Raw genomic sequence first — 24,709 nt, 5'->3', positions numbered from 1 at the left:
GCGGCCATGGCCGGATGCTGCGACGATGCAGCATCAACGGTCTGCCAGAGCAATGAGTGCGAATGCCCGCCGGCCAGCCTCGGCATGCTGGCCTCCCTGAGCGGAACGCCCGCCTTGCCATGGCGTGAGGCGCCTTTGCCAACCAGCGCCCAGCAACGCGCACCGCCGCCGTTGCCGGACCCGTTACGGCCTCCCATCGTGTGATTCCCTGCAGGCCTCAAGTGCCTGCCATAGCTGCTCGACTCATTCTCGACTCTGCCTGTGCCTTCGATGTACAGGCAGCGGGCCGCGTTGCCCGCATCTGCAAAGGAATCAACACCATGAACCGTTCTCTCTCCCTCGGCCTGCTGCTGGGCACCGTGCTGGCCACCACCGCCTGCGCGCGTGCCGCTGAAGAATCCGCCGCCACACCGGTTGCCAGCGACGCCCCTGCGGCACCGATCATGGCCGGTCCGTCGCAGGTGGATCCTGCACTGCCCATCGCCATCGTGCACAAGACTGCCAGCTGTGGCTGCTGCGGCATCTGGGTCGATCACCTGAAGGCCGAAGGCTTCCAGGTGGATGTGCGCGACACCGACGACATGAACCCGATCAAGGTCCGCCTGGGTGTACCGGTCGGCAAGGCGTCCTGCCACACCGCCGAGATCGGTGGTTACGTGGTTGAAGGCCACATTCCGGCCGAGGACATCAAGCGACTGCTGGCCGAGCGGCCCGCAGCGCGCGGCCTGGTGTTGCCGGGCATGCCGGCCGGTTCGCCGGGCATGGAAATGCCGGATGGCTACGTGCAGCCGTATACCGTTGAGCTGGTGCGCGCCGACGGCAGCACCGAGCCGTTTGCCCAGCACGGGCAGGGTGGCTGATGGTCGCAGGTGCCGGTCGCCCTGACCGGCACCTTCCCACGTGTCCTGTGTAGAGCCGAGCCCACGCTCGGCTGTTTTCTTCCGGCAAGCCGAGCGTAGGCTCGGCTCTACAGGATCAGCGGTGTGCCGCAGATTCCTTGGCCAACTGCGCGTCGAACGTCTTCTCGGCCGCATCCGCGTAGGCGCTGCAGGTCAGTGTCTTGGCGCCGGCCTTGCTGCCGGCGGCATAGTTCCAGTTGCTGGCGCCAGGGTGCGGGGTCAGCAGCAGGTCGCAGGGCAGGCCACGCACGGTGGTGAAGCTGCGCTTGTAGTCCTCGATCAGGCGCGGATAACGCGGGTTGCCCTTCAACTGATACCCCGGTGCACTCAGGCTGTCGGCGTAGGCGATGCGCACCGGCTTGCCATCGCGGGTGTCAGTCCAGGTCCAGGCGGTGCTGCCCGATGTGTGCCCCGGCATGAAGTGCGCGGTGAATGCGATGCCGCCCACCGTGACCACTTCGCCATCCATGATGATGCGGTCGGCGCTGGTGGGCGGATAGGTGATGCCGTCGCCAAAGTGCAGGTCGTTGCTGCCGCCGCGCGCCAGCAGCACAGCCGATTCGGCGTTGGCCACCACGTGCGCGCCGGTGCGACGCTTGAGCTCGGCCACCGGGCCGGCGTGGTCGGCATGCGCATGGCTGAGCAGGATCAGTCGCAGGTCCTGCGGGGCCACGCCGCGCACACCTTCATGTTGTCCAGCAGGTGGCCGGCCATCTGTGGCATGCCGCCGTCCAGCAGCACTGCGCCCTCGGCGGTCTGCACCAGCAGCGCGGTCAGGTTTTCGGTACCGATCTGCCAGGTGTGGTCGGCGATCTGCAGCGGTGCCATCGGCTGCAGCCAGGAGGTGTCCACGGTGTAGGCCCGCAGCTGCGGCAGTGGTGCCTCGGCGGCACTGGCGTGCGCGACCGGAACAGCAGCGGCCAGGGCGAAGGCGAGCAGGGAACAACGCATGGTTCACGTCCGTTTGAAGGAGGCCCAGAAACTAGCATGGGCCCCCTTCATCGCGTCTCGCATAGATTTCATGGCTCCCATAAGGGCGCCATGGATCAGTACCGGTACTGCCACCCCAGCGTCAGCACCCGGCCGCGGCCGGAGAAATAGCTCGGATTCGACGGCGTGGTCTGCGAGTAGTAGCTGATGTACTGCTTGTCCGCCAGGTTCTGCACGCCCAGCGTGAAGGCGTGCTTGTCCAGCGTATAGCGCGCGACCAGATCCAGAGTGGTGTAACCCTTGAACTCCGCCACCTGCGTGCCACGCAGGTCGAAGTCGCGGTCGAAGGCATGGCTGGCCTGCAGGCGGGTGCTGAGCTGCGGCGTCCAGCTCTGTTCCCAGAACGCGGTCAGCCGGTTCGGTGCGATGTTCACACCAGCCAGGTCGCTGTCGAGGCGGCCGTCAACGTCGGCATCGTAGCGGCCGTTGGCGCGCGCATAGCCCAGGCCAAGCCGGCTGTCGCCCAACCGCAGGCGCAGGTTGCTTTCAAAGCCTTCCACGCGGGTGGCCTGACGCTGCACCGCATAGGCATCGATGCCCGGATCGTAGATCAGCACCGAGCCGAGCTTGGATTCGGAGGTGTAGTAGGCAATGTCACCGCTGAAGCGGCCATCGTCGTACTCCAGGCCGATCTCGCGGTTGTCCGACACCACCGGTGACAGGTCGATGAGGCTGTCCACGCGCTGGCCGTCGCGGTTGATCGCGCGCAGCACGCGGCCGACGTCGGCCACGGTGTAGCCCTCCGAGTACGAGGCATAGGCGTTGAGGCGGTCGTTGATGTACCAGACCGCGCCGAAGTTGGGCAGGGTCTCGCTCATGGTCGGCTTGCCGCCGGCTACCTTGCGTGCGCCGTAACGGGGCAGCGTGGTGTAGTCACCCACCTCCAGCTCGCCCTTTTCGTAGCGCAGGCCGCCGGACAGCATCAGGTGATCGGTCGGCCACCAGTGCAGCTGCAGCAGCGGTGACAGGCTCTGGTAGGTGGTCTGCGGCACCCAGTTCATGCCACTGGCCAGCAGCACCTGGTGGGTGCGGTCGCGCAGGCCGTCCAGGCCCAGGGTCACGTCCAGCGTGGTGTCGACGACGCGGGTCCAGCTCTGGGTCAGCTTGAAGCCGCGCTTGTCCGATTCGTTCTGGGTCTGGTCCCAGGCGGCGTTGGCGCCGGTGTTGCCCCACGGGTCCCACTGGCTGGCACCGTAGCGGCCTTCGAAATCCACCGCGAAGGCCTGCGCCTGGAAACGGCCACCGAGCAGGTCGGCGGCGCTGTAGTCCACCGTCAGCGAACGCGAGCGGTTCATCGGCGGATCGAGTGGCGTATCGCCGGGGACCGAAATGGTCGGGCGACCGGTCCGATAGTCACCGTTGATGGCCAGGTAGTTGTCCATCCCGCGCAGTTCGTAGCGGTTGGCCATGACCTGCAGGCGATGGCCCTCGGCAATGTTCCAGCCCAGCTTGGCGAACACGTTCGATGAGGTCGAGTCCATCAGCTCGCCCTGCGCGTTGGTGCCGATCGATCGGCCCTCGCCGTCGTGGTACAGGCCCTGCTTCTCATAGGCCAGGCCAGCCACCAGGTCGAACTGCTCGCCGCGCACGCCCACCAGGGCCGAGCCGCGCTGGCCATTGTCGTCGTGGCGGCTGGGCAGGGCAGCGCTGTAGCTGACGTTGGTGTCGAGCAGGAACGCGCCCGGCTCACTGGGCGCACTGCGGGTGATGATGTTGACGATGCCGCCGGTGCCGCCGATGCCCTGCAGCGCGTTGGCGCCGTGGATGACCTCGATGCGTTCGATCATCGCCGGGTCGATGGTGTGCGAATCACGCGAGCCATCGCGCAGCGGCGTGGACTGCGGCACGCCGTCGACCATGTACAGGATGCCGCGGCCACGCAGGGTTTCGCCGTAGTTGGACATCTTTTCGCGCGCCGGGGCAAATGCCGGGATCTGTGACGACAGCACCCGCGACACATCCGAACCCAGCGCCAGCTGCTGGGCGATGTCCTCGCGGGTCAGCACCGTGATGGTATTGGGCATGGCGGTCTCGCCCTGCGGCATGCGCGCGGTCGAGGCCGAGACCGTAACGCGGGCCAGCGACGTCGTCGTGGCGGATGACGGCGCCGATGATGCGGCCCGGGCCGGGGTGCGCGGCTTCGCCGGCGCTGGCGCGGCACTCACCACGAACACACCCGGCGAACGTTCCTGCATCGCCAGGCCTTGCCCGGCCAGCAGCCGCTGAAGGGCCTCACGCGGGGTGTAGCGGCCATCAACAGCCGGGGCGCTGCGGCCGCTCGCGCTGTCGGCGGCGAACAACAGCTGGATGCCACTCTGCCGCGCCAGCGAGTTGAGCGAAGCCTGCAACGGGCCGGCCGGCAGGTGCAGCTCGATGGGCGCTGACGCAGCGGTCTGCGCCGTGGCGGGCAGGGCCGCACACAGGCAGGCAGCGAGCAGGGTGGGGGCCAGCCGGCGCAGAGCGGCAGGCGGAACAGGGCGGGTCATGCGGGGGTCCTTCGGAAGGGTTCAAGCACTTGCCGGATGGGACGGCGCGCAACCCACCCTCGGTGTGGCATTCAATCGCGGGCGCGCAGATGCAGGCTGCCATCGGTGCCGGCATGCACCTGCACCGGCAGGATCTCGGGCAGCAGCGCGAGTACGGTCTCGGCGCGGTCGGCATCGAAGACGCCCGACACCTGCAGGGGCCCCAGCGCTGGGTCGTCCAGCACGATGGGACGGTCGTGATAGCGCTGCAGGATGCGCAGGACCTCGGTCAGTGGCATGCGGTCGAACTGCAGGCGTCCGGTGGTCCAGTCCGCCTGCTCTGGATCGATGGCTTCCGGAGGTGACAGCGAACCGCGCTGGGCCAGCAGGCGCTGCCCTGGCTCCAGCCGCTGTTCGCTGCCGCCCTCGTCGACGCGCACGCCGACCTCGCCGCGCCACAGTGTCACTTCGCTCAGTTCCCCCTGGCGGTCGACGTCGAACACCGTGCCGTAATTGCGCACGTGGACCGGGCCGGCATCCACCCCGAAGCGTCGCCAGGCCGAGTGCTGCACCTCGAAGCGTGCCCGCCCTTGTTCCAGCAGCACCTGCCGGGAGCGCAGATGGCGGCGCACCTGCACGCGGGTGCCTGCATCCAGCTGTACCCGACTGCCGTCGGCCAGGACGAGTTCACGGCGTTCGCCCACGCCGGTCTGGTAATCGCGGACCTGCCAGGCCGGGTCGGCCACGAGTACGGCGCCGGCCAGCACCAGCAACACGGGCAGTACCCGCTTCGCGCCGCCACCCCGGCGGCGCAGCGTTTCCGGGTCGGGCAGCGGAAAGCGTTGCTTCAGGGCGTCCCGATGCTGGTCCAGGATCTGGTCGGTGCTGGGGACTTCGGGTGGCGGCGGTGGTGCAGGTGCATCGCTCATTGCAGCGTGCCCTGCTGGCGGCAATCGGCCATGGCCAGCCGCAGGTGACGCTCCACCGCCTTCAGGCCGATGCCCATGCGCTGCGCGACGTCGGCCTGCGGCAGCGCGTGGATCTTGTGCAGGATGAAGACCTGCCGGCGCCGGCAGGGCATGCGCTCGATGGTCGCGCTCAGGCGCTGCAACGCCTGCTGTCCCTGCGCCTGCTGCTCGGGGCCTGGGCGTGGGCAGGCGTCATCGGGCAGTTCGGCACGCGACTCCACCCAGTGCCGGCGCAGAGCCTCGGCGCGGCAGCGGTCCACCGCCGCATCGTGGGCGATGCGCCGCAGCAGTGCGATGGGTTGCCGTGCATCGTAGGCGGCGGGGCGTTCCAGCAGCCGCACGCAGACGTCGTGCACCACTTCACGGGCCAGCCCTGGCGACCGGAAACGGCAGCGCAGGTACTCCACCAGTTCCTCGTAGTGGCGCACCAGCGAGGACACCAGCGGCAGCGCAGGAGGGTGTGGGGAAGGTAGTCGGGACATCCGGACCGGAAGCAGGGGCAAGGGGCGGGCACGGGGAGGGCATCCCTGCGCGATGACGCAATACTAATGGGAACCGTTCTCGTTTGCTATGTGGTTCGGGGATTGGGATTGTTCGGGGAGGCTGGAAAGTGAAACCACGATCATCGGCTGGAGCGCAGAATCGGCCGCGGCTAGCCTGCCAGCAGGCTCAAGGAGATGGACCATGCACGTGCTTCTGGTGATGGTGGGTGGGGTGCTGTTGTTGGGGGTGTTCCTGCTCTTCGGGCGGCTGTGGAGCGTAGGCCAGTCACAGCTGCCCACGGCCCTGATCGCGTTCATCGCCACCTGGCTGCTGGTGACGGTGGCCAACATGTGGGTGGGCGTGAGCAAGGCCGGCTACGCCGTCCGGGAGGAGCTGCCGATCCTGCTGCTGGTGTTCGCGGTGCCGGCCTTGCTGGCCGGTCTGCTGTACTGGCGCCTGGCGCGCTGAAGGACGGCCATGAGCACACGACTGCGACTGCCTGCCCTGCGCCAGCGCGATGGCCACCACGCCCGCGTGACCTACGAAGAGCTGTTCTTCGACCTCGTCTACGTGTTTGCGGTTACCCAGCTCAGCCACCATCTGCTGCATCACCTGGATCTGGTCGGGGTGATGCAGACCCTGGTGCTGTGGTTCGCGGTCTGGCTGGGCTGGCAGTACGCCTGCTGGGTCAGCAACTGGTTCGATCCGGAGACGCCACGCATCCGCAGCCTGCTGTTCGTCACCATGCTGCTGGCGTTGCTGATGTCCTCATCCATTCCCGAGGCCTTCGCTGAACGCGCCTGGGTCTTCGCGGGGGCCTACGCCACCATGCAGGTCGGGCGCACGGTGTTCGTGCTGCTGGAGGTCGGGCGCAACCATCCGCTGGCGCCCAATTTCCGCCGCATGCTGGCGTGGGTGAGCGTGTCGGCCTGCTTCTGGCTGGCAGGCGCTGCTGCCGAGGGCAACCTGCGCCTGGCCTTGTGGGCGGTGGCGGTGGCCTGCGAGTACATCTCGCCGATGTTCGGCTTCGCGTTTCCGGGGTTGGGCCGTTCGCACACCCGCGAGTGGACCATCGAAGGCGGGCACCTGGCCGAACGTTGCCAGTTGTTCGTCATCGTCGCGCTGGGTGAAACGTTGCTGGCCACTGGCGGCGTGCTCAGCGAGGTCGAGCACTGGAGCGGCGATGTGGTCTCGGCGGTGCTGGCCACCTTCGCCGGCACCATCGCCATGTGGTGGTTGTATTTCGGCATCTCCAGCCGCGATGCCACCGCGGCGATCACCCATTCCGAGGACGCCGGGCGGATGGGGGCCAACTTCCACTACGTGCATGCGCTGCTGATCGCCGGCATCATCGCCACCGCGGTCGGCAATGACCTGGTCATGGACCATCCTGGCGCGGCGGTGACCCTGGTCTACGCTACGGTGCTGGTTGCCGGACCGTTGATCTACCTGCTGGGCAGCGCCTTGTACAAGCGCATCGTGTACGGGCGCGCCCCGTATTCGCATCTGGTCGGTGCAGTGGCGTTGGTCGTGTTGGGGGTGGTTTTGCCGCACACCCATCTGCTGGGCGCCGGCTGGCTGACCAGCGCGGTGCTGCTGGCGGTGGGCTTGATGGATACGCAGTCGAAGCGTCGCCTGCGGCGCGCATGATCCGCACGCGCCGTTGCCGCATGATCGACGAGGGAGAGCAGGATGCAGGGCGAAGCGCGCGGAACCTTTGAAGTGAAGCTGCTGCCGATCGGTGGCAACGACGGCCCGATCGGGGTGATGTCGATCGACAAGGTCTTCCATGGTGACCTGCAGGGCAGCAGTGTCGGCCAGATGCTGGCATTCCGCAGCCCGGTGCAGGGCTCAGCGGGCTATGTGGCGATGGAACGGGTAACGGCCACGCTGGCTGGGCGTCAGGGCGCTTTTACCTTGCAGCACAACGGTCTGATGACTCGGGGAACGCCGGAGCTGAACGTGGTGGTGGTGCCCGATTCGGGCAGTGAAGGGCTGCTCGGCTTGAGCGGAATCCTGGAAATCACCATCAGCGACGGTCGCCATGACTACAGGCTGGAGTACGCGCTGCCCGATCCGGAATAGAACGAGGCATCGCTCAGCCTGCGCTGCCCTGCAGGCGGTCATACATCCGCACCAGGTCCACCAGGGTGCGCGCGCCCATCTTGCGCATCACCTGTGCGCGGCGCACCTTCACCGTGATCTCGCTGACGCCGAGGTCGCCGGCGATCTGCTTGTTGAGGCGGCCGCGTACCACGCCATCGACCACCTCGCGCTCGCCCGCGTTCAGCGAATCCCAGCGTTGCTGGAGCGCGCCGAGCACGTCGCCCTCGCGGCGGCGCTGGCGGTCGATCTCGATGCCCTTGTGGATGGCATCCAGCAGTTCCTGGTCGCGGAAGGGTTTGGTCAGGAACTCGATGGCCCCGTCCTTGATCGCGTTGACGCCCATCGCGATGTCGCCGTGGCCGGTGATGAACACCACGGGCAGCTGCAGGCCGTGACTGCCCATCGTGCGATGGAACTCCAGCCCACTCTGGCCGGGCATGCGCACGTCCAGCACCAGGCAGGCCGGTGCATCTTCCAGTTCGTGTTCGAGGAACGCCTGGGTGGAAGCGAAGGCGCGCACCTGCAGGCCCATCGAGGCCAGCAGGTCTTCCAGTGCCGCTCGCACCGACGGATCGTCGTCGATTACGAAGACGATGGGTGCTGGATCAATGGCTGGGGCAGCGGGCTTACGCATGTTGAGCGTCCGTGGCGATGGGCAGGTCGAAGACGAAGCAGGCACCGCCGCCTGCTGGTCGTTCGGCGCGGATCTGGCCGTCGTTGGCCTCGATCATCGAACGGCTCAGGCTGAGGCCCAGTCCCAGCCCGTGTGACTTGGTGGTCCAGAAGGCATCGAATACACGCTCGGGATGATCGGCGGGCAGGCCGACGCCGCGGTCGCGCACGCTGAGACTGACCCGCTGACCGTCACGTCGGGTCAGCAGCGACAGGCGTCGGTCGGCGGGAGGCACGGTTTCCATTGCGTCCACCGCATTGAGAATCAGGTTGCCGATCACCTGCTGTACCTGCACACGATCGGCCTGCACCGGGGGCAGGTCGGCATCCAGCAGCAGGGCCACGGCCACGCCATGCTGGTCCAGTTCACTGCGCGACAGCGCCAGCATTTCCTCCACGGCCTGGTTCAGGTCGAAGGCGTGCCGTTCCGGAGCGGCGCCTTGGGTAAGTCCGCGGATGCGGGCGATCACGTCACCGGCACGGTGCGCGTCGGCCAGGATGCGGGCCACGGTCTGGCGTGCCTTGTCCACGTTCGGCGGATCCTGTGCCAGCCAACGCTGGCAGGCTTCGGCACTACTGGCGATTGCCGCCAGCGGCTGGTTCACTTCATGCGCGATGGAAGTGGTCAGTTCGCCCACGGTCGAGGCGCGCGCCACCCGCAGCAGACGGCCCTGCGCTTCCTGCACGGCGGCCTTGGCCGCTTCCATGTTCAGGGCGAGGTAGGTGGTGATGCCGATCACCAGCATGCCGATCACCGAGTTGACCAGGCCGATGCGATAGGTGCCGAAGCGGGTCAGGAAGAAGCTCAGCCCGGTCAATGCAATGCAGGCGACGGCCAGGGTGATCAGCCCGCGCGCGCTCAGCACGCGTGATGCGGCGAGGATGACCGCTGCGTAGAAGCAGGCTGCCGCGACCGCGTAATCGGTGACGGTATCGATCAGGAAGATCGCCCCCATCACGACGATCAGGGCCAGCAGCATCAGCGGGCGGCGGGGCGACAGCGATGGCATCGGGATGGCTCCCTGGCGTGGGCGGAAAGGATAGCAAAGCCGGTATTGGTGGATGCCCACCTTGGTCGGCGTGCTCCTGCGCGGTGGGTGCCGGCTCCTGGTGGGTGCCGACCGTTGGTCGGCACAGCACTTGAACGGCGGGACGATGAGGGGTTGTGCCGACCAACGGTCGGCACCGACCAAAGCGATGCATGCGGGCTGTTGGTAGATGCCGACCTTGGTCGGCAGGCTCTCGCAGTAGGCATGGCATCGGATAGCTCTGTGCCGACCAAGGTCGGCACCTACCAAAGCGGTGCACGGTGTTGCCTGCCGGCGCCCGGCACTACCGAGCCGCTACTCCTCCAGGCTGGCGTTCCAGAACCCCTGCAGTACGCCGGGCGTGGTCGCCAGCGTGGCCAGCACGGCATCGAGCTCACCGGCATCCACCGTGGTGGCATACAGCACCGCTTCGATCTCCACGTCACGCTCGCCGAATGGCCGCTGGTCCACCGCGCGCACCGGGTACTGCGCCTGCTCAAGCAGCAGCAACAACCGGTCCAGTACCTCGGCCTGCTGCTCGCGCTGGCAGACCACGTTGATCGCATAGGTCGCCTCGCTGAACGCTTCCGGCAGCGGCTGCCGCTGGATGCGGTTCACCACCGGCCGCAGCAGGGTGTTGGCGGCCAGCACGAACACTGCCGCCAGCACCGCCTCGGGCAGCAGCTTGATACCGGCACACGCACCTACCGCCGCCGAGCCCCACAGGGTGGCGGCGGTGTTCAGGCCGGACACCTGGGCGCCGTCCTTCATGATCGCACCGGCGCCGAGGAAGCCGACGCCGGAGATCACATAGGCCACCACGTGCAGCGGCGAGGGTGGACCACCGTACAGGTCATGGAAGCGCACCGCCAGATCGACGAACACTGCCGCGCCCACCGCCACCAGCGTGTTGGTGCGCAGGCCTGCGGTGCGCTGGCGCAGCTGCCGCTCCAGGCCGATGACCGTGCCCAGCACGAACGCCACCGACAGGCTGATCAGCGAGCTCAAGGTCGCGCCGGCGTTGAAGGCCGGCAGGTTGGGATTGAAGTCCATTGTGTTTCTCCCTGGACAAGCGGCGGGCGTTTACTGCCACCCGTACCGGCGGATGTAGAACTTCTTCAGCGCGGTGGTCAGCACCGCATAGCCGAACAGGATCGCCACCAGGAACGGCCAGTAGCCAGCCGGCAGCGCCTGCAGCTTGAAGTAACCGGCCAACGGGCTCATCGGCAGGGCCACGCCGATGGACATGATCAGGCCGGTCATCAGCAGCAGTGGCGGCGCGGCGATGCTCTGCAGGAACGGTACCTTCGGCGTGCGGATCATGTGCACGATCAGGGTCTGGGTCAGCAGGCCGACCACGAACCAGCCGGACTGGAACAGGCTCTGGTCGCCGGCGGTGCGCGCATCGAACACGTACCACATCAGCGCGAAGCAGGTCAGGTCGAAGATCGAGCTGATCGGCCCGAAGAACACCATGAAGCGGCCGATGTCCGCCGGGTTCCACTTCAGCGGCCTGCGCACCAGCTCCTCGTCCACGTTGTCGAACGGAATGGCGATCTGCGAGATGTCGTACAGCAGGTTCTGCACCAGCAGCTGCAGCGGTAGCATCGGCAGGAACGGCAGGAAGGCGGAGGCCACCAGCACCGAGAACACATTGCCGAAGTTGGAGCTGGCGGTCATGCGGATGTACTTCAGCATGTTGTTGAACGTGCGCCGGCCCTGGATGACACCTTCCTCCAGCACCATCAGGTTCTTTTCCAGCAGGATGATGTCAGCCGCCTCCTTGGCGATGTCCACTGCACTGTCCACGCTGATGCCGATGTCGGCCGCACGCAGCGCCGGGGCATCGTTGATGCCGTCACCGAGGAAGCCGACCACCTTGCCCTGGGCGCGCAGCTCGCGCACCAGGCGTTCCTTGTGCAGCGGCGTCAGCCGTGCGAACACGCGGTGGTGGTGCAGTGCCCGTGACAATGCGCCATCATCCATGCGCTCGATCTGAGGGCCGGTCAGGATGGTGTCGGCGTCCAGCCCCACCTGCGCGCAGACGCGGGCGGTCACCAGTTCGTTGTCGCCGGTGAACACCTTGACCTCCACGCCATGCGCGGCCAGCGCCTGCAGCGCCTGCGCTGCCGATTCCTTCGGCGGGTCCAGGAAGGCGACGTAGCCGACCAGGGTCAGGCCGCACTCGTCGGCCTGTGAGTAGGCGGTCTGGCTGGCGGCGGTCTCTTTCATCGCCACCGCCACCACGCGCAGGCCCTGTTCGTTCAACTCCTCGGTGGTCTGCCGGACCCGCGCCAGGCGGCGCTCGTCCAGCGGCATGTCCTGGCCGTTCTCGCGCACGGTGCTGCACACCGCCAGCATCTCTTCCACCGCGCCCTTGCAGATCAGCTCATGGTGGTCCTCGCGCTCGGACACCACCACCGACATGCGGCGGCGCTCGAAGTCGAACGGGATCTCATCCACCTTGTGGTAGTCCTGCGACAGCCGCAGCGAGCTTTGCAGCTCCACGTGCTCCAGCACCGCACGGTCCAGCAGGTTGATCAGCCCGGTCTGGAAGTGGCTGTTGAGATAGGCGAACTTCAGCACGTCTTCCGAATCGTGGCCGAACACATCGGTATGACGCTCCAGCGCGATCTTGTCCTGGGTGAGGGTGCCGGTCTTGTCGGTGCACAGCACTTCCATCGCGCCGAAGTTCTGGATTGCATCCAGGCGCTTGACGATCACCTTGCGCCGCGACAGCAGCACCGCACCCTTGGCCAGGGTGGAGGTGACGATCATCGGCAGCATTTCCGGCGTCAGGCCCACTGCCACCGACAGTGCGAACAGGAACGCCTCGGTCCAGTCGCCCTTGGTCCAGCCGTTGATCAGCAGCACGAACGGCACCATCACCAGCGCGAAGCGGATCAGCAGCCAGCTGACACTGTTGACGCCGGCCTGGAATGCGGTCGGCGCGCGGTCAGTGGCGGTGCTGCGCTGGGCCAGCGTGCCGAAGTAGGTGCGGTTGCCGGTGGCCAGCACAACGGCGGTGGCAGTGCCGGACACCACATTGGTGCCCATGAACAGCAGGTTGTGCTGTTCCAGCAGGCCAGCCAGGCCGTCGCCCGGGTGCGCGAACTTCTCCACCGGCAGCGACTCGCCGGTCATCGCGGCCTGTGCCACGAACAGGTCCTTGGCAGTCAGCACGCGGCAGTCGGCCGGAATCATGTCGCCGGCCGACAGCACGATGTGGTCGCCGGGCACCAGTTCGCGGATCGGCAGGTCCAGCAGGCGCGCCGGGCGCCGGCTGTGCAGGTGCGCACCGAAGTACTGGTCGGCCACATCGGCGGCCTCGGTACCGGGATTGCGGCGCAGCACGCGCGCGGTATTGCCGACCAACGCCTTCAGACGCTCGGCTGCACGGTTCGAGCGGCCCTCCTGCACGAAGCGGATCAGCGTGGACAGCAGCACCATCGCACCGATCACCATGGTGGCCTTGATGTCCTCGGTCAGCCAGGACACCGCCGCCAGCACGGTCAGCAGCAGGTTGAACGGATTGCGGTAGCACTGCCAAAGGTGCCGCCACCACGGCAGCGGCTTTTCGTGATCCACCTCGTTGGGGCCGAGCGTCGCCAGCCGTTCCTCGGCCTCATGCGGGCTGAGGCCATCGGCATGCGACCCCAGCGTGGCCAGCAGCTCGGCTTCCTCCTGCTGGGCCAGGGTGACCAGGCCGGTGGTGAGCGCGAACGGTGCCGCGTCGGCGCTGCCCGGGCCAAACCCGGCTTCGGGCATCGCACGGCGGCGGAACAGGTTGCCTGCGCGACGGCTGCGCAGGAAGGCATTGAACCAGGCGTTGAGCAGGCTCATGGGACTCTCCTCGAATGTCAGAGCCGGCCGGGGCCGGAACACGAACGGAACGGATGCAACCGATCAGGCGTGGCGCATCGCCAGCACCGCCGGCGACCACGGCTGCATGTGCAGGCGCTGGCTGCCGCCGATGCACAGCGGCTTCATCGCATCACGCAGCGGATAGGGCAGATGACGCAGCACGGTGATGCGCTCGCTGATCGGCAGCAGCGACAAGGCGTCGGCCACCACGCGTGGCGAACCGAGTGACAGCGAATGGGCAAACATCACGGGGCCGTGCTGCAGCAGCTGGCTGCGCAGCGCGGCAACATCGCGCTCGCCGATCAGGCGGCGCAGGGTGATGTAGAGGATCTTGTAGGACATGGGGGTGCTCTCCAGGCAAACGGCGCCTGGCGGCCCCCCGTCACTCAGGCATGCAGGGGCCGGCGGGCAGGCGCCAGGAACAGGCAACAAGCGGTCATCCGGGGCGCGGTGCGCCCGGCAGGGTCGGGGTCCATCTGCGTCTCCATGAGGGGAGGGTGCCGGCCAGGATTGCCCTGGCCAGTGGCGCTATTGTCCGCCCCTGAATGGGACGGGCCTAGAGGCTCGTGGGTTAGCCCGGCTATACCTTGGTATAGCCGGCATGCGCAGCGTCAGTCGAGGGCTCAATGATGGATCAATGCGAAGCGCTGGTCTGCTTGCACACGTCGTACTCGCCACGGCTCAGCGTCTTGTTGCGGTCGGTGTCGCAGGCGTGCAGTCGTTCGGCCCAGTCCGGTGCCACGGCATCCACCTCGGCCAGCGTGACGATGCCGTCCTTGTCCTTGTCCAGCGATTCGTAGGCAGGGATGAGCCTTACTTCTGTCACGTCCTCGGCGGCGGTGGCCTTGCTGGCCTCCTGCGGATTGGTACAGGCGCCCAGCAGCAGGCCCGCAGATAGCGAGAGAGCGATGGGAAGGCAGCGATAACCGGTCATGGCGTGCTCCTGGGGAAAGGGCGAACCACCGGTGCGGTGGTCACCGCCGGATCTTCTGCGCGGAGCTGTAAGCGGGCTGCGAAGAATGGGGCCGTGGACCGTTGCCGGTGGGTCGCCATTCACCTGGCCGCGCAGCAGCGATTGCGCGGAGTCGACGCTACCCTCGAACGGTGGGATGCCGGCCAGCGGCCGGCACCACCATCTGCTCAGAAACGGTCGGCAAAGGCGTCCGTCGCCCGCACAAGCGCATCCACCGTGGCCGGCTCGTTCGCGCTGTGGCCGGAGGTCACCATCTCCAGCCGGGCTTCCGGCCAGGCCTTGGCCAGATCCCACGCACTGCGCGGCGGGCAGATGATGTCGTAGCGCCCCTGCACGATCACGCAGGGCAGGTGGCGGATGCGATCGATATCGCGCAGCAGCTGGTCCGGCTCCAGGAAGATGCTGTTGCGGAAGTAATGCGCTTCAATGCGGGCCTTTGCCAATGTGTCCAGCGGGTCGTCGGTGGATTGCGCATCCACGTCGTGCTGCAGGGTGGCGGCGTTGTCTTCCCAGCCCAGCCAAGCCTGCGCGGCTTCGATGCGGGTCGCTTCATCCGGGCCATCCATGCGCGTCCAGTAGGCCGCGATCATGTCGCCACGCTCGGCTTCCGGTATGTAGGCCTCATAGCGTTCCCAGCGTTCCGGGAAGATCCAGCGCGCACCGCCGTTGGCCTCGGCGAACCAGCGGTTCTCCATCTCGCGGCCGAGGAACACGCCACGCACGATCAGGCCGGTGGCGCGTTCGGGATGCGCCTGCGCATAGGCCAGCGACAGCGTCGAACCCCATGAGCCGCCGTAGACCAGCCAACGCTCGATGCCCAGGTGCTCACGCACCTTCTCGATATCGGCCACCAGATCCTGCGTGGTGTTGTCGCGCAGTTCGCCGAACGGTGTGGAGCGGCCGCTGCCGCGCTGGTCGATCAGCACGATGCGGTACCGCGCCGGATCGAAGAAGCGGCGGTGGGTGGGCGAGATGCCAGCACCCGGGCCGCCGTGCAGGTACACCACCGGAATGCCCTCTGGCGTGCCGCACTCTTCGATGTGCAGCGTGTGCAGATCGCTCACCTTCAGGGTGAACTCGCGGTACGGCTCGATGGCGGGGTATAGGGTTCGCACGGCGGACGTCTCACAAGCAGGGGCGGCCAGCATAGCGCCCCCCGCCTGCTGCCTGCAGCGTCGTGCTCCTGCGCGGCGCTGGAAATGGGCTGGCCGATGCGCATAAGCTTCCGCGATGCAAGCGACCACGACCGGGACGTCAACCTTCAACTTCACCCTCCGCAGCGGCGCGCGCGAGCTGCTGAAGTGGATCGCACTGCTGGCCATGACGGGTGACCACGTGGCCAAGGTGGTCTTCGGCGGCTACGTGCCGGTGGTCAGCGAACTGGGGCGCATCGCCTTCCCGCTGTTCGCGCTGGTGATGGCCTGCAATCTCGCCCAGCCCGGGGCCGACCTGCGCAAGTCGATGCGCCGGCTCGCGCTGTGGGGGCTGATCGCACAGCCATTGCACGCATTCGCGTTTGGTTCCTGGCTGCCGCTCAACATCCTGCTCACCTTTGCATTTGCAGCAGTAGCCGTACATGCGCTGGCGAACAATCGGCCGGTGCAGCTGTTGCTGGCTGCCGGCGTGCTCCCGATGTTCGTGGACTATCAGTGGGCCGGGGTTGGCAGCGTGCTGCTGGCCTGGATCGCGTTCCGGCACCGGGCGTGGTGGCTGTTGCTGGTTGCGCTTGCAACGGTGTGCTGGGCCAACCACAACGGCTGGGCACTGCTGGCCATTCCGGTAGTGCTGCTGGCGGCGCGGGTGCCGTGGCAGCTGCCGCGCTGGCGGTGGGCGTTCTACGGGTATTACGGGGGGCATCTGGCGGTGCTGGCGTTGGTTGCCCATCTGCTTGTGTAATTTCGGAACTGGCATGTCGAGTGTCTTGAATGCCGGATGCGGTCAAGGAATGCGCGTCGCAGGTGGGGGTGAAGCATGCCGCCATCGGCGTGTGTAGAGTCGAGCCATGCCCGACTCAGCGGGCGAGCCGGAGCCGAGCATGGCTCAGCTCTACACGTTCTGGGAAATCCACGCCATGCGTGACCGGCAAAGCGAGCCGAGCATGGCTCGACTCCACAGGTGATGCATGTCTGGCGTGGAGGCGCCTGCCTCAGAAGTCCATCGTCGCCGACACCAGCACCGTTCTCGGCGCTCCCAGCGCTAGACTGGAAAGCAACGGCATGCCCCAATACGCCTTGTTGGTCACGTTGTTCACACTGGCTCTCAGCGCAAGCGGTCGACCCGCCACGGTGGTGCTGTAGCGCGCCCCGACATCGAACAACGTGCGGCCCGGCACCGACAGGCTGTTGTCGGCACTGATGTACTGCTTCGACATCGCCGTGGCATTGCTGGTCAAGGTCAGGCCCTGCAAGGTCGGTACATCCCATTCCACCCCCAGCTTGGCCTGCCGTTGCGCTACGGCGGTGGCGATGCGTCCCTCATTCACGCCACCGGCCGTGCGGGTCAGTTTCGGCTGCACGTAGGCCACGCCACCGAGCAGGCGCACGCCATCCAGTGGCGTGCCGAAGAAGCCCCATTCCACGCCGCGATTTCGTTGCTCGCCACCGAACGAGAAGATATTCGTGACCGGGTCGGTGTAGCTGCTGGGCCGCTTGATTTCATACACACTGAAGGTGTGCGCGAAGCTGCCCAGGTCCAGCTTCAGGCCCAGCTCCTTCTGCCTGGTGCGGAACGGTGCGAACACATCACCGGCATTGGCAGCGGTCATCGGCGCGGTGGCGCCCTGGCTGAGGCCTTCGATGTAGTTGGTGTAGATGGAGACCCTTCCGGTGGCCTTCACCAGCAGCGCCGCTGCCGGCGTGTTGGCGCTCTCGTCGTAGCGCGAGGTGCGCGCACCGCTGGCGACATTGAAGGTCTCACTGACCACCTGCTGGCGGCGCACGCCCAGGGTCAGCTGCACGCGGTCATCGGCGAAGGCGAGGGTGTCGGCGAAACCGAGGCTGTCCAGCCGCAGCTCGGTGTGCGAGATGTGCGGCGCTACGAACGGTGCCGCCGGGCCCCATGCCGGGTTGTACAGATTGGTGGTCCAGTCCCAGCCCGGCACGCTGCGGCGCCCGTAATCGTTCTGGGTGTGCTGGTAGTGGGTCACGTTGGCGGCCCACTGATGGCCGATGCTGCCGGTGTGGAACGAGCCGCGCAGGCCGGCATCTGCGGACTGCTTCTTGATATCGAAGGCGAGCTGGCCGATCACTGTGGTGAAGTCGCCGGCTGGATTGAGGATCTGCGCGCTGATCGAACCATTGTAGCGGTAGTCGGTCTTGCTGGTGCCGTAGGCCAGGTAGGCCATCAGGGTGTCATTGATGTCCAGCTCGCCCCGCAGCATCGCGCCCTTGTCCTGGCTGTCCACGTAGGCCCAGTCCGGGTTGATCAGCGTATCGCCACGCGGCGGCCGCGGAATGGCCACGCCCGGTGCCAGACCGACGCCGCGTGCCGGGCCGTCCACGCGGTCATCGGCGCTGTACAGATCGGCCGACAGCCGCGCACGTTCGCCGCGCCAGTCCACTGCCAGTGCGCCGAGCTGCACCTTCTTGCTCTGCTTGCCGACCGCGCCATCACCATCACGGTACGCGCCGTTGAAGCGGATGCCGAACTGCTTGTCCGCGCCCAGGCGACGCCCCGCATCCACATGGGCGCCAAACTGCGCATCGGAGGCGAAGTTGGCACTGACCCGCAGCAGCGGTTGATCGCCGGCACGCTTGGGGACCAGGTTGACGCTGCCACCGACCGAGCCGCCCGGCGGCATGCCGTTGAGCAGCGCGGAGGGGCCTTTCAGCACCTCGATGCGTTCGAACATTTCCGGCGAAGTGCGGTAGTACGGCGCCATGCCGCTGAGGCCATTGAAGGTGGTGTCGCTGGTGTTGGAGGCAAAGCCTCGGATCGCGTAGTTCTCGCTCCACGAACCGGTGACGCCGTTGCTGAACACCGTGGGGTCGGTGGCGGCGATGACGTCGGTGAGGTCCTTGGCCTGGCGGTCGCGGATGAAGGACTCGGTGTAGCTGACCGTATTGAACGGCGTGTCCATGAAGTCCTTGTCGCCGAGCAGGCCGACGCGGCTGCCAGCGGCCACTTGCCCGCCCGCATAGTCTGCAGTGACCCGGCGCTGTTCCTGCACCTGCACCGAGGGCAGGGTGGACGGCGCGGAGTCGGCCAGCGCGGCAAACGAGGCCAGCAGCCCTAGCGCGAGGGCCGACATTCGGTAGCGCCGGGCGATGCCTGGTGGATGCATCAGGCCGGAAGATGCGGCGGCAGCGCGATGCTGCAGAGAAGAGAAGTTGTACACGGTCATGCCAGATTCCTGTGAATCGCAGGCGCGAGCGCGCCTGGCGCGCTGCCGACGGCAAGCACGGTGAGAGGGCGCAGCGCAGGGTTGTTGGCTGGGTGGGGACCTGGCGGAAGGTGAGCCATGGGCTCGACTACGGGCAGCGTGCTGGACGCATTCCGAATTAGTTGAGTAAATTAAACTAAATCAATCGAAGCGGACAAGAGGGTCCCTTTGCTGGCACCCTCAGCAGGGTATGAGCACGCACCGTATGAGCCCTCACTCCGATCCAACGGCGCCGACCCGTGGCCGCCCGCCCACCATCACCCCGGAGCGCCTGGCCGACATCGGCATCCGCCTGGGCCTACCCAACCTGACCATGGCCAACGTGGCCGCCGAACTGGCGGTGACCCAGGCGGCGCTGTACAAGCGCGTGGCCAACCTGGAGGCGTTGAAACGCCTGGTGGCCGAGGCGGTGTTCCAGCGCTGGCAGATTCCGCGCGCGTCGGTCGACGCACCGGGTGGGCTGGAGGCCTACCTGATGCGGTTCGTGGAGTCACTGTGCGAGGTGGTGAAGGCACATCCCGGGCTGCCACCGTACCTGCTGCGGCGCACGGTGGCGACTGCGCCGATGCTGGAAAAGATCGCCTCGCACCAGGCGCACGTGGCTGATGTGTTCGGCCTGCCGGTGGACAAGGCGCGCTGGCTGCTGGCCACGATCGCCTTCTACTGCATCGCCGGCGCCGATACGATCTACGCGATTGCGGACGATGAAGAAGGGCAGGTGATCACCGAGTTCAAGCAGGGCATGCGGGCGCTGGTGATCGGTTCGCTGGAGGTATCGCGGCTTCGGTAGATGCACGCCATGCGTGAACGATCCTGGCCGTTCACCCTGACGCCAGCCAGGCATGGCCTGGCTCTACTGGACGGATCGCGTGGTGTCGAGAATACAATGCGGCCATGCCTGCCACGCCTACTCTCGATGATCTTCGCCGCTACGCGGTGGCGCGCACCCTGTTCAAGCCGACCACGCTGCTGACCGCGATACGACGGCTGGGCTTCGTGCAGGCCGACCCGATCAGGGCACCGGCGCGCGCACAGGACCTGACCCTGCGCCACCGGGTGAAGGACTACCGCGCAGGCGATCTTGAGCGGCGCTACACGCGCCTGCCGGTGGAAGAGGATTGCCTGGTGAACTACGGCTTCCTGCCGCGCGAGCATCTGGCACTGATGCACCCGCGCGTGTCCAAGCGCGAATGGGACGCCGAGACCCATCGCCGTGCGGCCGACGTACTGGCCTTCGTGCGCGAGCGCGGCAGCGTGCACCCGCGCGAGGTGGACCAGGCGTTCGCGCATGGGCGGGTGACCAATTACTGGGGCGGCACCAGCAACGCAAGCACGCATCTGCTTGACGGCATGCACTACCGTGGCCTGCTGCGGGTGCAGCGGCGCGACAGTGGCACCCGCATCTATGCAGTGGCCGAGCACGCCGAGCCGGACGCCAGCGAGCAGGCGCAGGTTGAACGGGCCGCCGCCCTGATCGACCTGGTGGTGCGCAAGTACGCGCCGCTGCCCTCGGCCAGCCTGACCTATCTGGTGCGCCTGCTGGGCTATGGCGCCCCACATCTGGCCGAGCAGACCCGGCAGGCGTTGGCGTTGGCCAAGCAACAACTGGCCAGCTGCACGCTGGAGGGCACCACCTGGTACTGGCCGGTGGACGAGAATCCGCGCTCGCGCCGCCATGCACCGGACGAACAGGTGCGCCTGCTGGCGCCGTTCGACCCGGTGGTGTGGGACCGCCGCCGCTTCGAGCTGCTGTGGGGATGGGTGTACAAGTTCGAGGCGTATACACCTGCACCGAAGCGACAGTATGGGTACTACGCTCTGCCGGTGTTGTGGCACGACCAGGTGGTGGGCTGGGCCAATCTCAGCGTGCGCGACGGTGAGTTGGCATCGAGTGTGGGCTATGCCGGCAAGTCGCTGGCCCGCGACAGGGTGTTTCGTGGCGCGTTGGAAGACGAGCTGCAGCGCATGGCGGAGTTCCTGTAGCGCCGAGCGGCGCATTGGTAGCTATCGCTCCCGGTAGTCGCCAACCTTGGTTGGCCCCGCGATGTGTCGGGGCCCATCAAGGTGGCATCTACCGGTCAAGCGGCGTCCTTGTGCTCCGCGTCGTCCATCCCGGGGCTGACTCGCCGGCCGATGTCCTTCAGCCGTGCAAGCTGGTCCACCATCGACGGCGCATCGTCCAAGCTGCCGACGAAGGTCCACAGATAGGTCATCACCGCATAGACATGGCCCGGCGTGACGCCTTCACTGGTGGCCAGGCGGCCGATGGTCAGTGCGAACAATGCCGCGGCAGCCAGCCCGATCACCACGTAGGCGCCCGCTTCGCGGTCTGACAACAGGATGCGCAGGCGCGACAGCGTGGTGTAGTGGCGGCGCAGCACCGAGGGACTGACCCGGTCGACCAGCCGGATTTCGTGCTCCAGGCGGTTGTTCAGGCGGCCATGCAGCTGCTCGTTGCGGCGTGCGAACGAGGGCAGCACCAGCAGGGCGCCGAGCAGGGTGACCAGGCCAGCGGCACCGACCATTGGCTCGATCGCCAGCAGCATGGCCACCGCACCGAACATCGATGCCAGTGCGGTGGCGATGATCGGCACGTGCTTTTCAAAGAAGTCGACTAACTCGCGGGCCAGCACCACGCGCGCCGCCGAGGTGGACGTGGCCTGGCCCAGGCGGCGCTGCGCCTGCACCACGCTCACCGCCAGATCGGCGTAGATGCGGGTGAAAGTGCGCGTATCGACCGCTCGACGGGCGGCACCGACCAACCAGAACAGCAGCACCACGCCGGCATAGGAGACGGCATGGCCGATGTTGCCGCTGATGATCGCGTCCACCGCGAAGCCGGCGAACAAGGGATAGGCCAGCAGCAGTGTGTTCTCCAGTGCCACCAGCGAGAACGTGCCGGTGAGCTGCCAGGGGTAGGTGCGCAGGATGGCCTTCAGGGTGGCGGCCGCATTCTGCTGGCCGATGCTGCCGGCGGCGGCCGCTGGATCATGGGGGTGTTTCATGGGATGCCTGGGTGGGTCGGGGACTGGGCAGGGGACGGATGCCTGCGATCTCCCGGGTCGCGCCCAGTATCTGCAGCCCTTTGGAGCGGGCATGGAGGGACGATGGAGATTGCGTGGAGAAACCGGTGGCGTTCAGTGGAGGGCGTGGTGCCCAGCAAGGTGGGCAACTACCAGAGTCGTGGTGGTCGCCAACCTTGGTTGGCGCCGCAGTGTGCCGATGCCCACCAAGGTGGGCTGCTACCAGGGCAGCGTCTGCCGCAACGCCGTGCTCTCAACGACGCGCGTGCACCGGCCAGCGGATTTCGAAGGCACTGCCGCCACGTTCGGTAGCCCGGCATCGCGCCGTTCCGTGATGGGCCACGGCAATCGCCCGCACCACCGCCAGGCCGAGCCCGGAGCCGCCGCTCTGCCGCGAGCGCGACACATCGGTGCGCTGGAAGGCTTCAAAGATGCTGTCGCGAAGGTCGTCCGGCACACCGGGGCCACCATCCTCAACGGTCACGGTGCAATGGCCTTCGGCCAGCGTGACGCGGACCTGCAGCGGGCAGGGAATGGCATGGCGGCGAGCGTTTTCCAGCAGTGCCAGCACCGCCTGGCGGATGCGCGCGGGATCGCAGTCGGCCAGCGAAGACCGTGCGTCCAACGTCACCGAGAAACCACTCTCGGTCAGCGCCTCCGACATCGCTTCGACCACCGCCGCCACCTGCACGCTGACGTCGCTGCGCTGCAGGCGCAGATCGAGGTGGCCGCTCTCGGCTAGGCTGACCACGCGCAGGTCCTCGATGATGCGGGTCAGGCCCTCCAGCTGGGTGAGCATGCTGTTGAACTGCTCCGGCCCCGGCTCGAACACGCCTTCGGCGATGCCCTGCAGGCGGCCGCGCAGGATGGTCATCGGCGTGCGAAGTTCGTGTGCGATCGCCGCGTTCCAGAACACGCGGTTCTCCGACATCCGGCTCAATCGCTCGGCCATGGAATTGAAGTCGCTGACCAGCGTGGCGGCCTCGGTCATCGAGGTGTCACCGCCGCGCGCACGCGCCTCCAGATCACCGCTGGCGACGCGACGCAGGCTTTCGGCGACCGAGTTCAGCGGGGTGATGATGCGCCGGGTCAGGCGCGAGGCGATCAATGTGGCCAGCGCAACGACCACGGTGGCGGTCAGGCCGATCCACAGCCATTCCAGGCCTGACGGCATGATGGTTTCCGGTTCGTCGTACCAGCGTGGATAGAACACCTCCATCAGGTAATAGAACAGGTAGAAACCACTGATCGACAGTACGGTCGAACACAGCGACGCGACCGTGATGGAGAGCGTGATCTGGCGCCCGATGCTCTTGCCTTTGGGGTTCATCGGCTCAGTCCAGGAAGCGGTAGCCGACACCGCGGATGGTGGCGGGAATGCCGATGACGCCTACTTCCTCCAGCTTGCGGCGCAGCTTGCTGACGTGGCTGTCCACGGTGCGCTCCTGTGCATCGCCTTCCGGCAGGCAGGTCTGGAGCAGATCCAGCCGGCTGTGCACCATGCGCGGTGCGCGCGCCATGTGTACCAGCAGACGGAACTCGGTGAGCGTGAAACTCAGAGCATGCACGTGGTCATCGGTGCGTACGGTGACCTCATGGCTGCGCAGGTCGATCTCGAACGGCCCCTGCCGGATCAGCCCGTTGGGTTCTTCTGCAATGGGCTTCGCGCTACGGCGCAGCACCGCCTGGATGCGGGCGACGATCTCGGCCGGATTGAATGGCTTGGCCACGTAGTCGTCGGCACCGACGCGCAGGCCAGTGAGCTTGTCCACGTCCTGGTCCAGTGCGGTGAGCATGATTACTGGGGTGTTGCCGCGCCGGCGCAACTCGCTCAGCACCTGCCAGCCGTCCATCTTCGGCATCTGCACGTCCAGCAGCACCAGGTCGGGGCGCAGCTGGCGGTGGCTGGTGAGGGCGGCTTCGCCGTCGGCGGCACGGGCGCTGCGCAGCCCGGAGCGGGCCAGGTAGGCGCCGAGAATGTCGGCAATTTCGCCCTCATCTTCGGCAATCAGCACCAGGGGCGCCTGGCGCGTGCGGGCGTCGGATTTCATTGCATGCTGCGGTTTCAAGTGAGGAATGGGAAACGCCGGCGACGGTGTCATCGTGGCCGTTCCAGGGTCTGCGCTTCTTCGTGGGCGGCCCAGGCCAGGGTGGCCAGCACCAGCGTGTGCTGCAGGGCGGGCGCCAGTGTTGCGGTCGCGCGCAGGTGCTGTGCGAGCAGGGTCGATACGGCCGCAGGCAGCTTGCTCCACCGTGATTCCATGCCCGTTGCGTCCACCCGGTCCTGCAGGCGGCGGGCCATGTGGACCAAGGCCCGCAGGCGCAGGGCAAGCAACGCAGCCACCAGGACAGCCGCCATCCCTGCTGGCATGAGGCTCACGTCAGCGGCGGAGGCGGACCAGGCCGCGAGGCCGATCAGCGACGCCGACGCCAGGGTGCCCGCGCGCGCCGAATGACCGGGGCCTTCGCTGCGGAACCACACCAACGCGGCGGCACCGGCGCCCGCCAGCAGGGGCGGCGCCGGGTTCGCGCTGGCAAGCATCCAGGCACTGGTCGACGCCAGCACCAGTGCAAGCAGCCACGGCGAAGGCGCGCACCAGGCAAGGTAGGCGCGGCGGATATCGATGGGAGGCAGGTCTGGAAACGGAAGGGACACGGCGGGAGCGCAGTCGGCGAGGCCGACAAGGCTAGGAGCCGTTGATGGAGACTTGGTCGAGATTGTGTCGAGATTTCGTGGACGCGATCCGTGCCGTTCAGGAGCGGGCCCCGTGCCTGAACGGATGTGCGGCCTCCATGCAATCTCCACAGTGGCTCCAAGAAACATCCACCACCACCTTCCAGACTGCGGCTTCTGCGG

Annotated in this window: 22 protein-coding genes and 1 pseudogene; 7 read left to right on the top strand and 16 right to left on the bottom strand. The window is 67.0% G+C overall.

All coding sequences use genetic code 11. From position 1 onward, the window contains the following. The first annotated feature begins 320 nt into the window (after positions 1 to 320). Positions 321 to 860 carry a DUF411 domain-containing protein gene (locus ACZK4Z_RS12055; protein ID WP_313208181.1) on the top strand — a complete coding sequence of 180 codons (540 nt, stop codon included), beginning with the start codon at positions 321 to 323 and terminating at the stop codon, positions 858 to 860. Positions 861 to 975: 115 nt separating this feature from the next. On the opposite strand, the pseudogene blaL1 reads toward ACZK4Z_RS12055, so the two are convergent. The 4 genes and pseudogenes from blaL1 to ACZK4Z_RS12035 all read right to left on the bottom strand — a co-directional run bounded on the left by blaL1 (position 976) and on the right by ACZK4Z_RS12035 (position 5,804). Next, positions 976 to 1,850, bottom strand: a pseudogene (gene blaL1, locus ACZK4Z_RS12050) (L1 family subclass B3 metallo-beta-lactamase). Between the two features lie 95 nt (positions 1,851 to 1,945). Then, positions 1,946 to 4,375: a TonB-dependent receptor gene (locus tag ACZK4Z_RS12045; RefSeq protein ID WP_430371427.1), complete on the bottom strand. Its 2,430-nt coding sequence runs from the start codon at positions 4,373 to 4,375 to the stop codon at positions 1,946 to 1,948. Positions 4,376 to 4,446: 71 nt separating this feature from the next. Next, a complete protein-coding gene (locus tag ACZK4Z_RS12040; RefSeq protein ID WP_430371429.1) occupies positions 4,447 to 5,283 on the bottom strand; it encodes a FecR family protein in 837 nt (278 codons plus the stop codon). Then, positions 5,280 to 5,804 carry an RNA polymerase sigma factor gene (locus ACZK4Z_RS12035; protein WP_241874860.1) on the bottom strand — a complete coding sequence of 175 codons (525 nt, stop codon included), beginning with the start codon at positions 5,802 to 5,804 and terminating at the stop codon, positions 5,280 to 5,282. Before ACZK4Z_RS12035 ends, ACZK4Z_RS12040 begins: the two co-directional genes overlap by 4 nt. 202 nt (positions 5,805 to 6,006) lie before the next feature. On the opposite strand from ACZK4Z_RS12035, the gene ACZK4Z_RS12030 reads away from it, so the two are divergent. Genes ACZK4Z_RS12030 through ACZK4Z_RS12020 form a run of 3 tightly spaced genes read left to right on the top strand, consistent with a single transcriptional unit; the run spans position 6,007 to position 7,890 of the window. Further along, complete coding sequence (locus ACZK4Z_RS12030) at positions 6,007 to 6,273, top strand: hypothetical protein (RefSeq protein ID WP_010485461.1); 267 nt, start codon at positions 6,007 to 6,009, stop codon at positions 6,271 to 6,273. Between the two features lie 9 nt (positions 6,274 to 6,282). Continuing rightward, a complete protein-coding gene (locus tag ACZK4Z_RS12025) occupies positions 6,283 to 7,455 on the top strand; it encodes a low temperature requirement protein A (RefSeq protein ID WP_329762851.1) in 1,173 nt (390 codons plus the stop codon). 42 nt (positions 7,456 to 7,497) lie between these two features. After that, the gene (locus ACZK4Z_RS12020) at positions 7,498 to 7,890 is read left to right on the top strand and encodes a DUF3224 domain-containing protein (RefSeq protein ID WP_049409565.1); all 393 of its coding nucleotides are present in this window, start codon (positions 7,498 to 7,500) and stop codon (positions 7,888 to 7,890) included. Between the two features lie 13 nt (positions 7,891 to 7,903). On the opposite strand, the gene ACZK4Z_RS12015 is transcribed toward ACZK4Z_RS12020, so the two are convergent. The 7 genes from ACZK4Z_RS12015 to pip form a co-directional block, all read right to left on the bottom strand. Then, the gene (locus ACZK4Z_RS12015) at positions 7,904 to 8,545 is read right to left on the bottom strand and encodes a response regulator transcription factor (RefSeq protein ID WP_430370165.1); all 642 of its coding nucleotides are present in this window, start codon (positions 8,543 to 8,545) and stop codon (positions 7,904 to 7,906) included. Then, complete coding sequence (locus tag ACZK4Z_RS12010; protein WP_313215524.1) at positions 8,538 to 9,593, bottom strand: sensor histidine kinase; 1,056 nt, start codon at positions 9,591 to 9,593, stop codon at positions 8,538 to 8,540. The genes ACZK4Z_RS12015 and ACZK4Z_RS12010 overlap by 8 nt, the downstream gene beginning before the upstream one ends. 333 nt (positions 9,594 to 9,926) lie before the next feature. Continuing rightward, positions 9,927 to 10,664 carry an MgtC/SapB family protein gene (locus tag ACZK4Z_RS12005; RefSeq protein WP_430370162.1) on the bottom strand — a complete coding sequence of 246 codons (738 nt, stop codon included), beginning with the start codon at positions 10,662 to 10,664 and terminating at the stop codon, positions 9,927 to 9,929. 30 nt (positions 10,665 to 10,694) lie between these two features. Next, the gene (mgtA, locus tag ACZK4Z_RS12000) at positions 10,695 to 13,454 is read right to left on the bottom strand and encodes a magnesium-translocating P-type ATPase (RefSeq protein ID WP_430370160.1); all 2,760 of its coding nucleotides are present in this window, start codon (positions 13,452 to 13,454) and stop codon (positions 10,695 to 10,697) included. A 63-nt stretch (positions 13,455 to 13,517) separates the two neighbouring features. After that, positions 13,518 to 13,817 (bottom strand): hypothetical protein, encoded by a 300-nt coding sequence (locus ACZK4Z_RS11995; RefSeq protein ID WP_430370158.1) that lies wholly within the window; start codon positions 13,815 to 13,817, stop codon positions 13,518 to 13,520. A 292-nt stretch (positions 13,818 to 14,109) separates the two neighbouring features. Continuing rightward, positions 14,110 to 14,409, bottom strand: a complete 300-nt coding sequence (locus tag ACZK4Z_RS11990; protein ID WP_010485475.1) for an EF-hand domain-containing protein — start codon at positions 14,407 to 14,409, stop codon at positions 14,110 to 14,112. Between the two features lie 206 nt (positions 14,410 to 14,615). Then, complete coding sequence (pip, locus tag ACZK4Z_RS11985; protein WP_053443106.1) at positions 14,616 to 15,563, bottom strand: prolyl aminopeptidase; 948 nt, start codon at positions 15,561 to 15,563, stop codon at positions 14,616 to 14,618. Positions 15,564 to 15,678: 115 nt separating this feature from the next. Between pip and ACZK4Z_RS11980 the strand changes: the two genes are divergently transcribed. Next, on the top strand, positions 15,679 to 16,344 hold the full coding sequence (locus ACZK4Z_RS11980) for a TraX family protein (RefSeq protein WP_430370156.1): 666 nt from the start codon (positions 15,679 to 15,681) through the stop codon (positions 16,342 to 16,344). 250 nt (positions 16,345 to 16,594) lie between these two features. Here ACZK4Z_RS11980 and ACZK4Z_RS11975 read toward each other — a convergent pair whose 3' ends face one another. Continuing rightward, the gene (locus ACZK4Z_RS11975; RefSeq protein WP_430370154.1) at positions 16,595 to 18,790 is read right to left on the bottom strand and encodes a TonB-dependent receptor; all 2,196 of its coding nucleotides are present in this window, start codon (positions 18,788 to 18,790) and stop codon (positions 16,595 to 16,597) included. A gap of 244 nt (positions 18,791 to 19,034) precedes the next feature. Here ACZK4Z_RS11975 and ACZK4Z_RS11970 point away from each other — a divergent pair, with 244 nt between their 5' ends. Continuing rightward, positions 19,035 to 19,619, top strand: coding sequence for a TetR/AcrR family transcriptional regulator (locus tag ACZK4Z_RS11970; protein WP_010485484.1), 585 nt, complete (start codon positions 19,035 to 19,037; stop codon positions 19,617 to 19,619). Between the two features lie 104 nt (positions 19,620 to 19,723). Beyond that, on the top strand, positions 19,724 to 20,812 hold the full coding sequence (locus ACZK4Z_RS11965) for a DNA glycosylase AlkZ-like family protein (protein WP_029550733.1): 1,089 nt from the start codon (positions 19,724 to 19,726) through the stop codon (positions 20,810 to 20,812). Positions 20,813 to 20,907: 95 nt separating this feature from the next. Here the strand turns inward: ACZK4Z_RS11965 and ACZK4Z_RS11960 are convergent, their stop codons facing one another. From ACZK4Z_RS11960 to ACZK4Z_RS11945, 4 genes are all read right to left on the bottom strand, one after another. Continuing rightward, positions 20,908 to 21,834, bottom strand: coding sequence for an ABC transporter six-transmembrane domain-containing protein (locus ACZK4Z_RS11960; protein ID WP_478450846.1), 927 nt, complete (start codon positions 21,832 to 21,834; stop codon positions 20,908 to 20,910). A 271-nt stretch (positions 21,835 to 22,105) separates the two neighbouring features. After that, complete coding sequence (locus ACZK4Z_RS11955) at positions 22,106 to 23,182, bottom strand: ATP-binding protein (RefSeq protein ID WP_049481079.1); 1,077 nt, start codon at positions 23,180 to 23,182, stop codon at positions 22,106 to 22,108. A gap of 4 nt (positions 23,183 to 23,186) precedes the next feature. Continuing rightward, the gene (locus tag ACZK4Z_RS11950) at positions 23,187 to 23,903 is read right to left on the bottom strand and encodes a response regulator (RefSeq protein ID WP_049409594.1); all 717 of its coding nucleotides are present in this window, start codon (positions 23,901 to 23,903) and stop codon (positions 23,187 to 23,189) included. Positions 23,904 to 23,950: 47 nt separating this feature from the next. Next, complete coding sequence (locus ACZK4Z_RS11945; RefSeq protein WP_231298863.1) at positions 23,951 to 24,508, bottom strand: hypothetical protein; 558 nt, start codon at positions 24,506 to 24,508, stop codon at positions 23,951 to 23,953. Positions 24,509 to 24,709 lie beyond the last annotated feature (201 nt).

It is taken from the genome of Stenotrophomonas sp. 71799_Sma (assembly GCF_056482505.1).
Note: the sequence above shows the minus strand (reverse complement) of the source record. Positions and strands in the feature narration are given on the sequence as shown.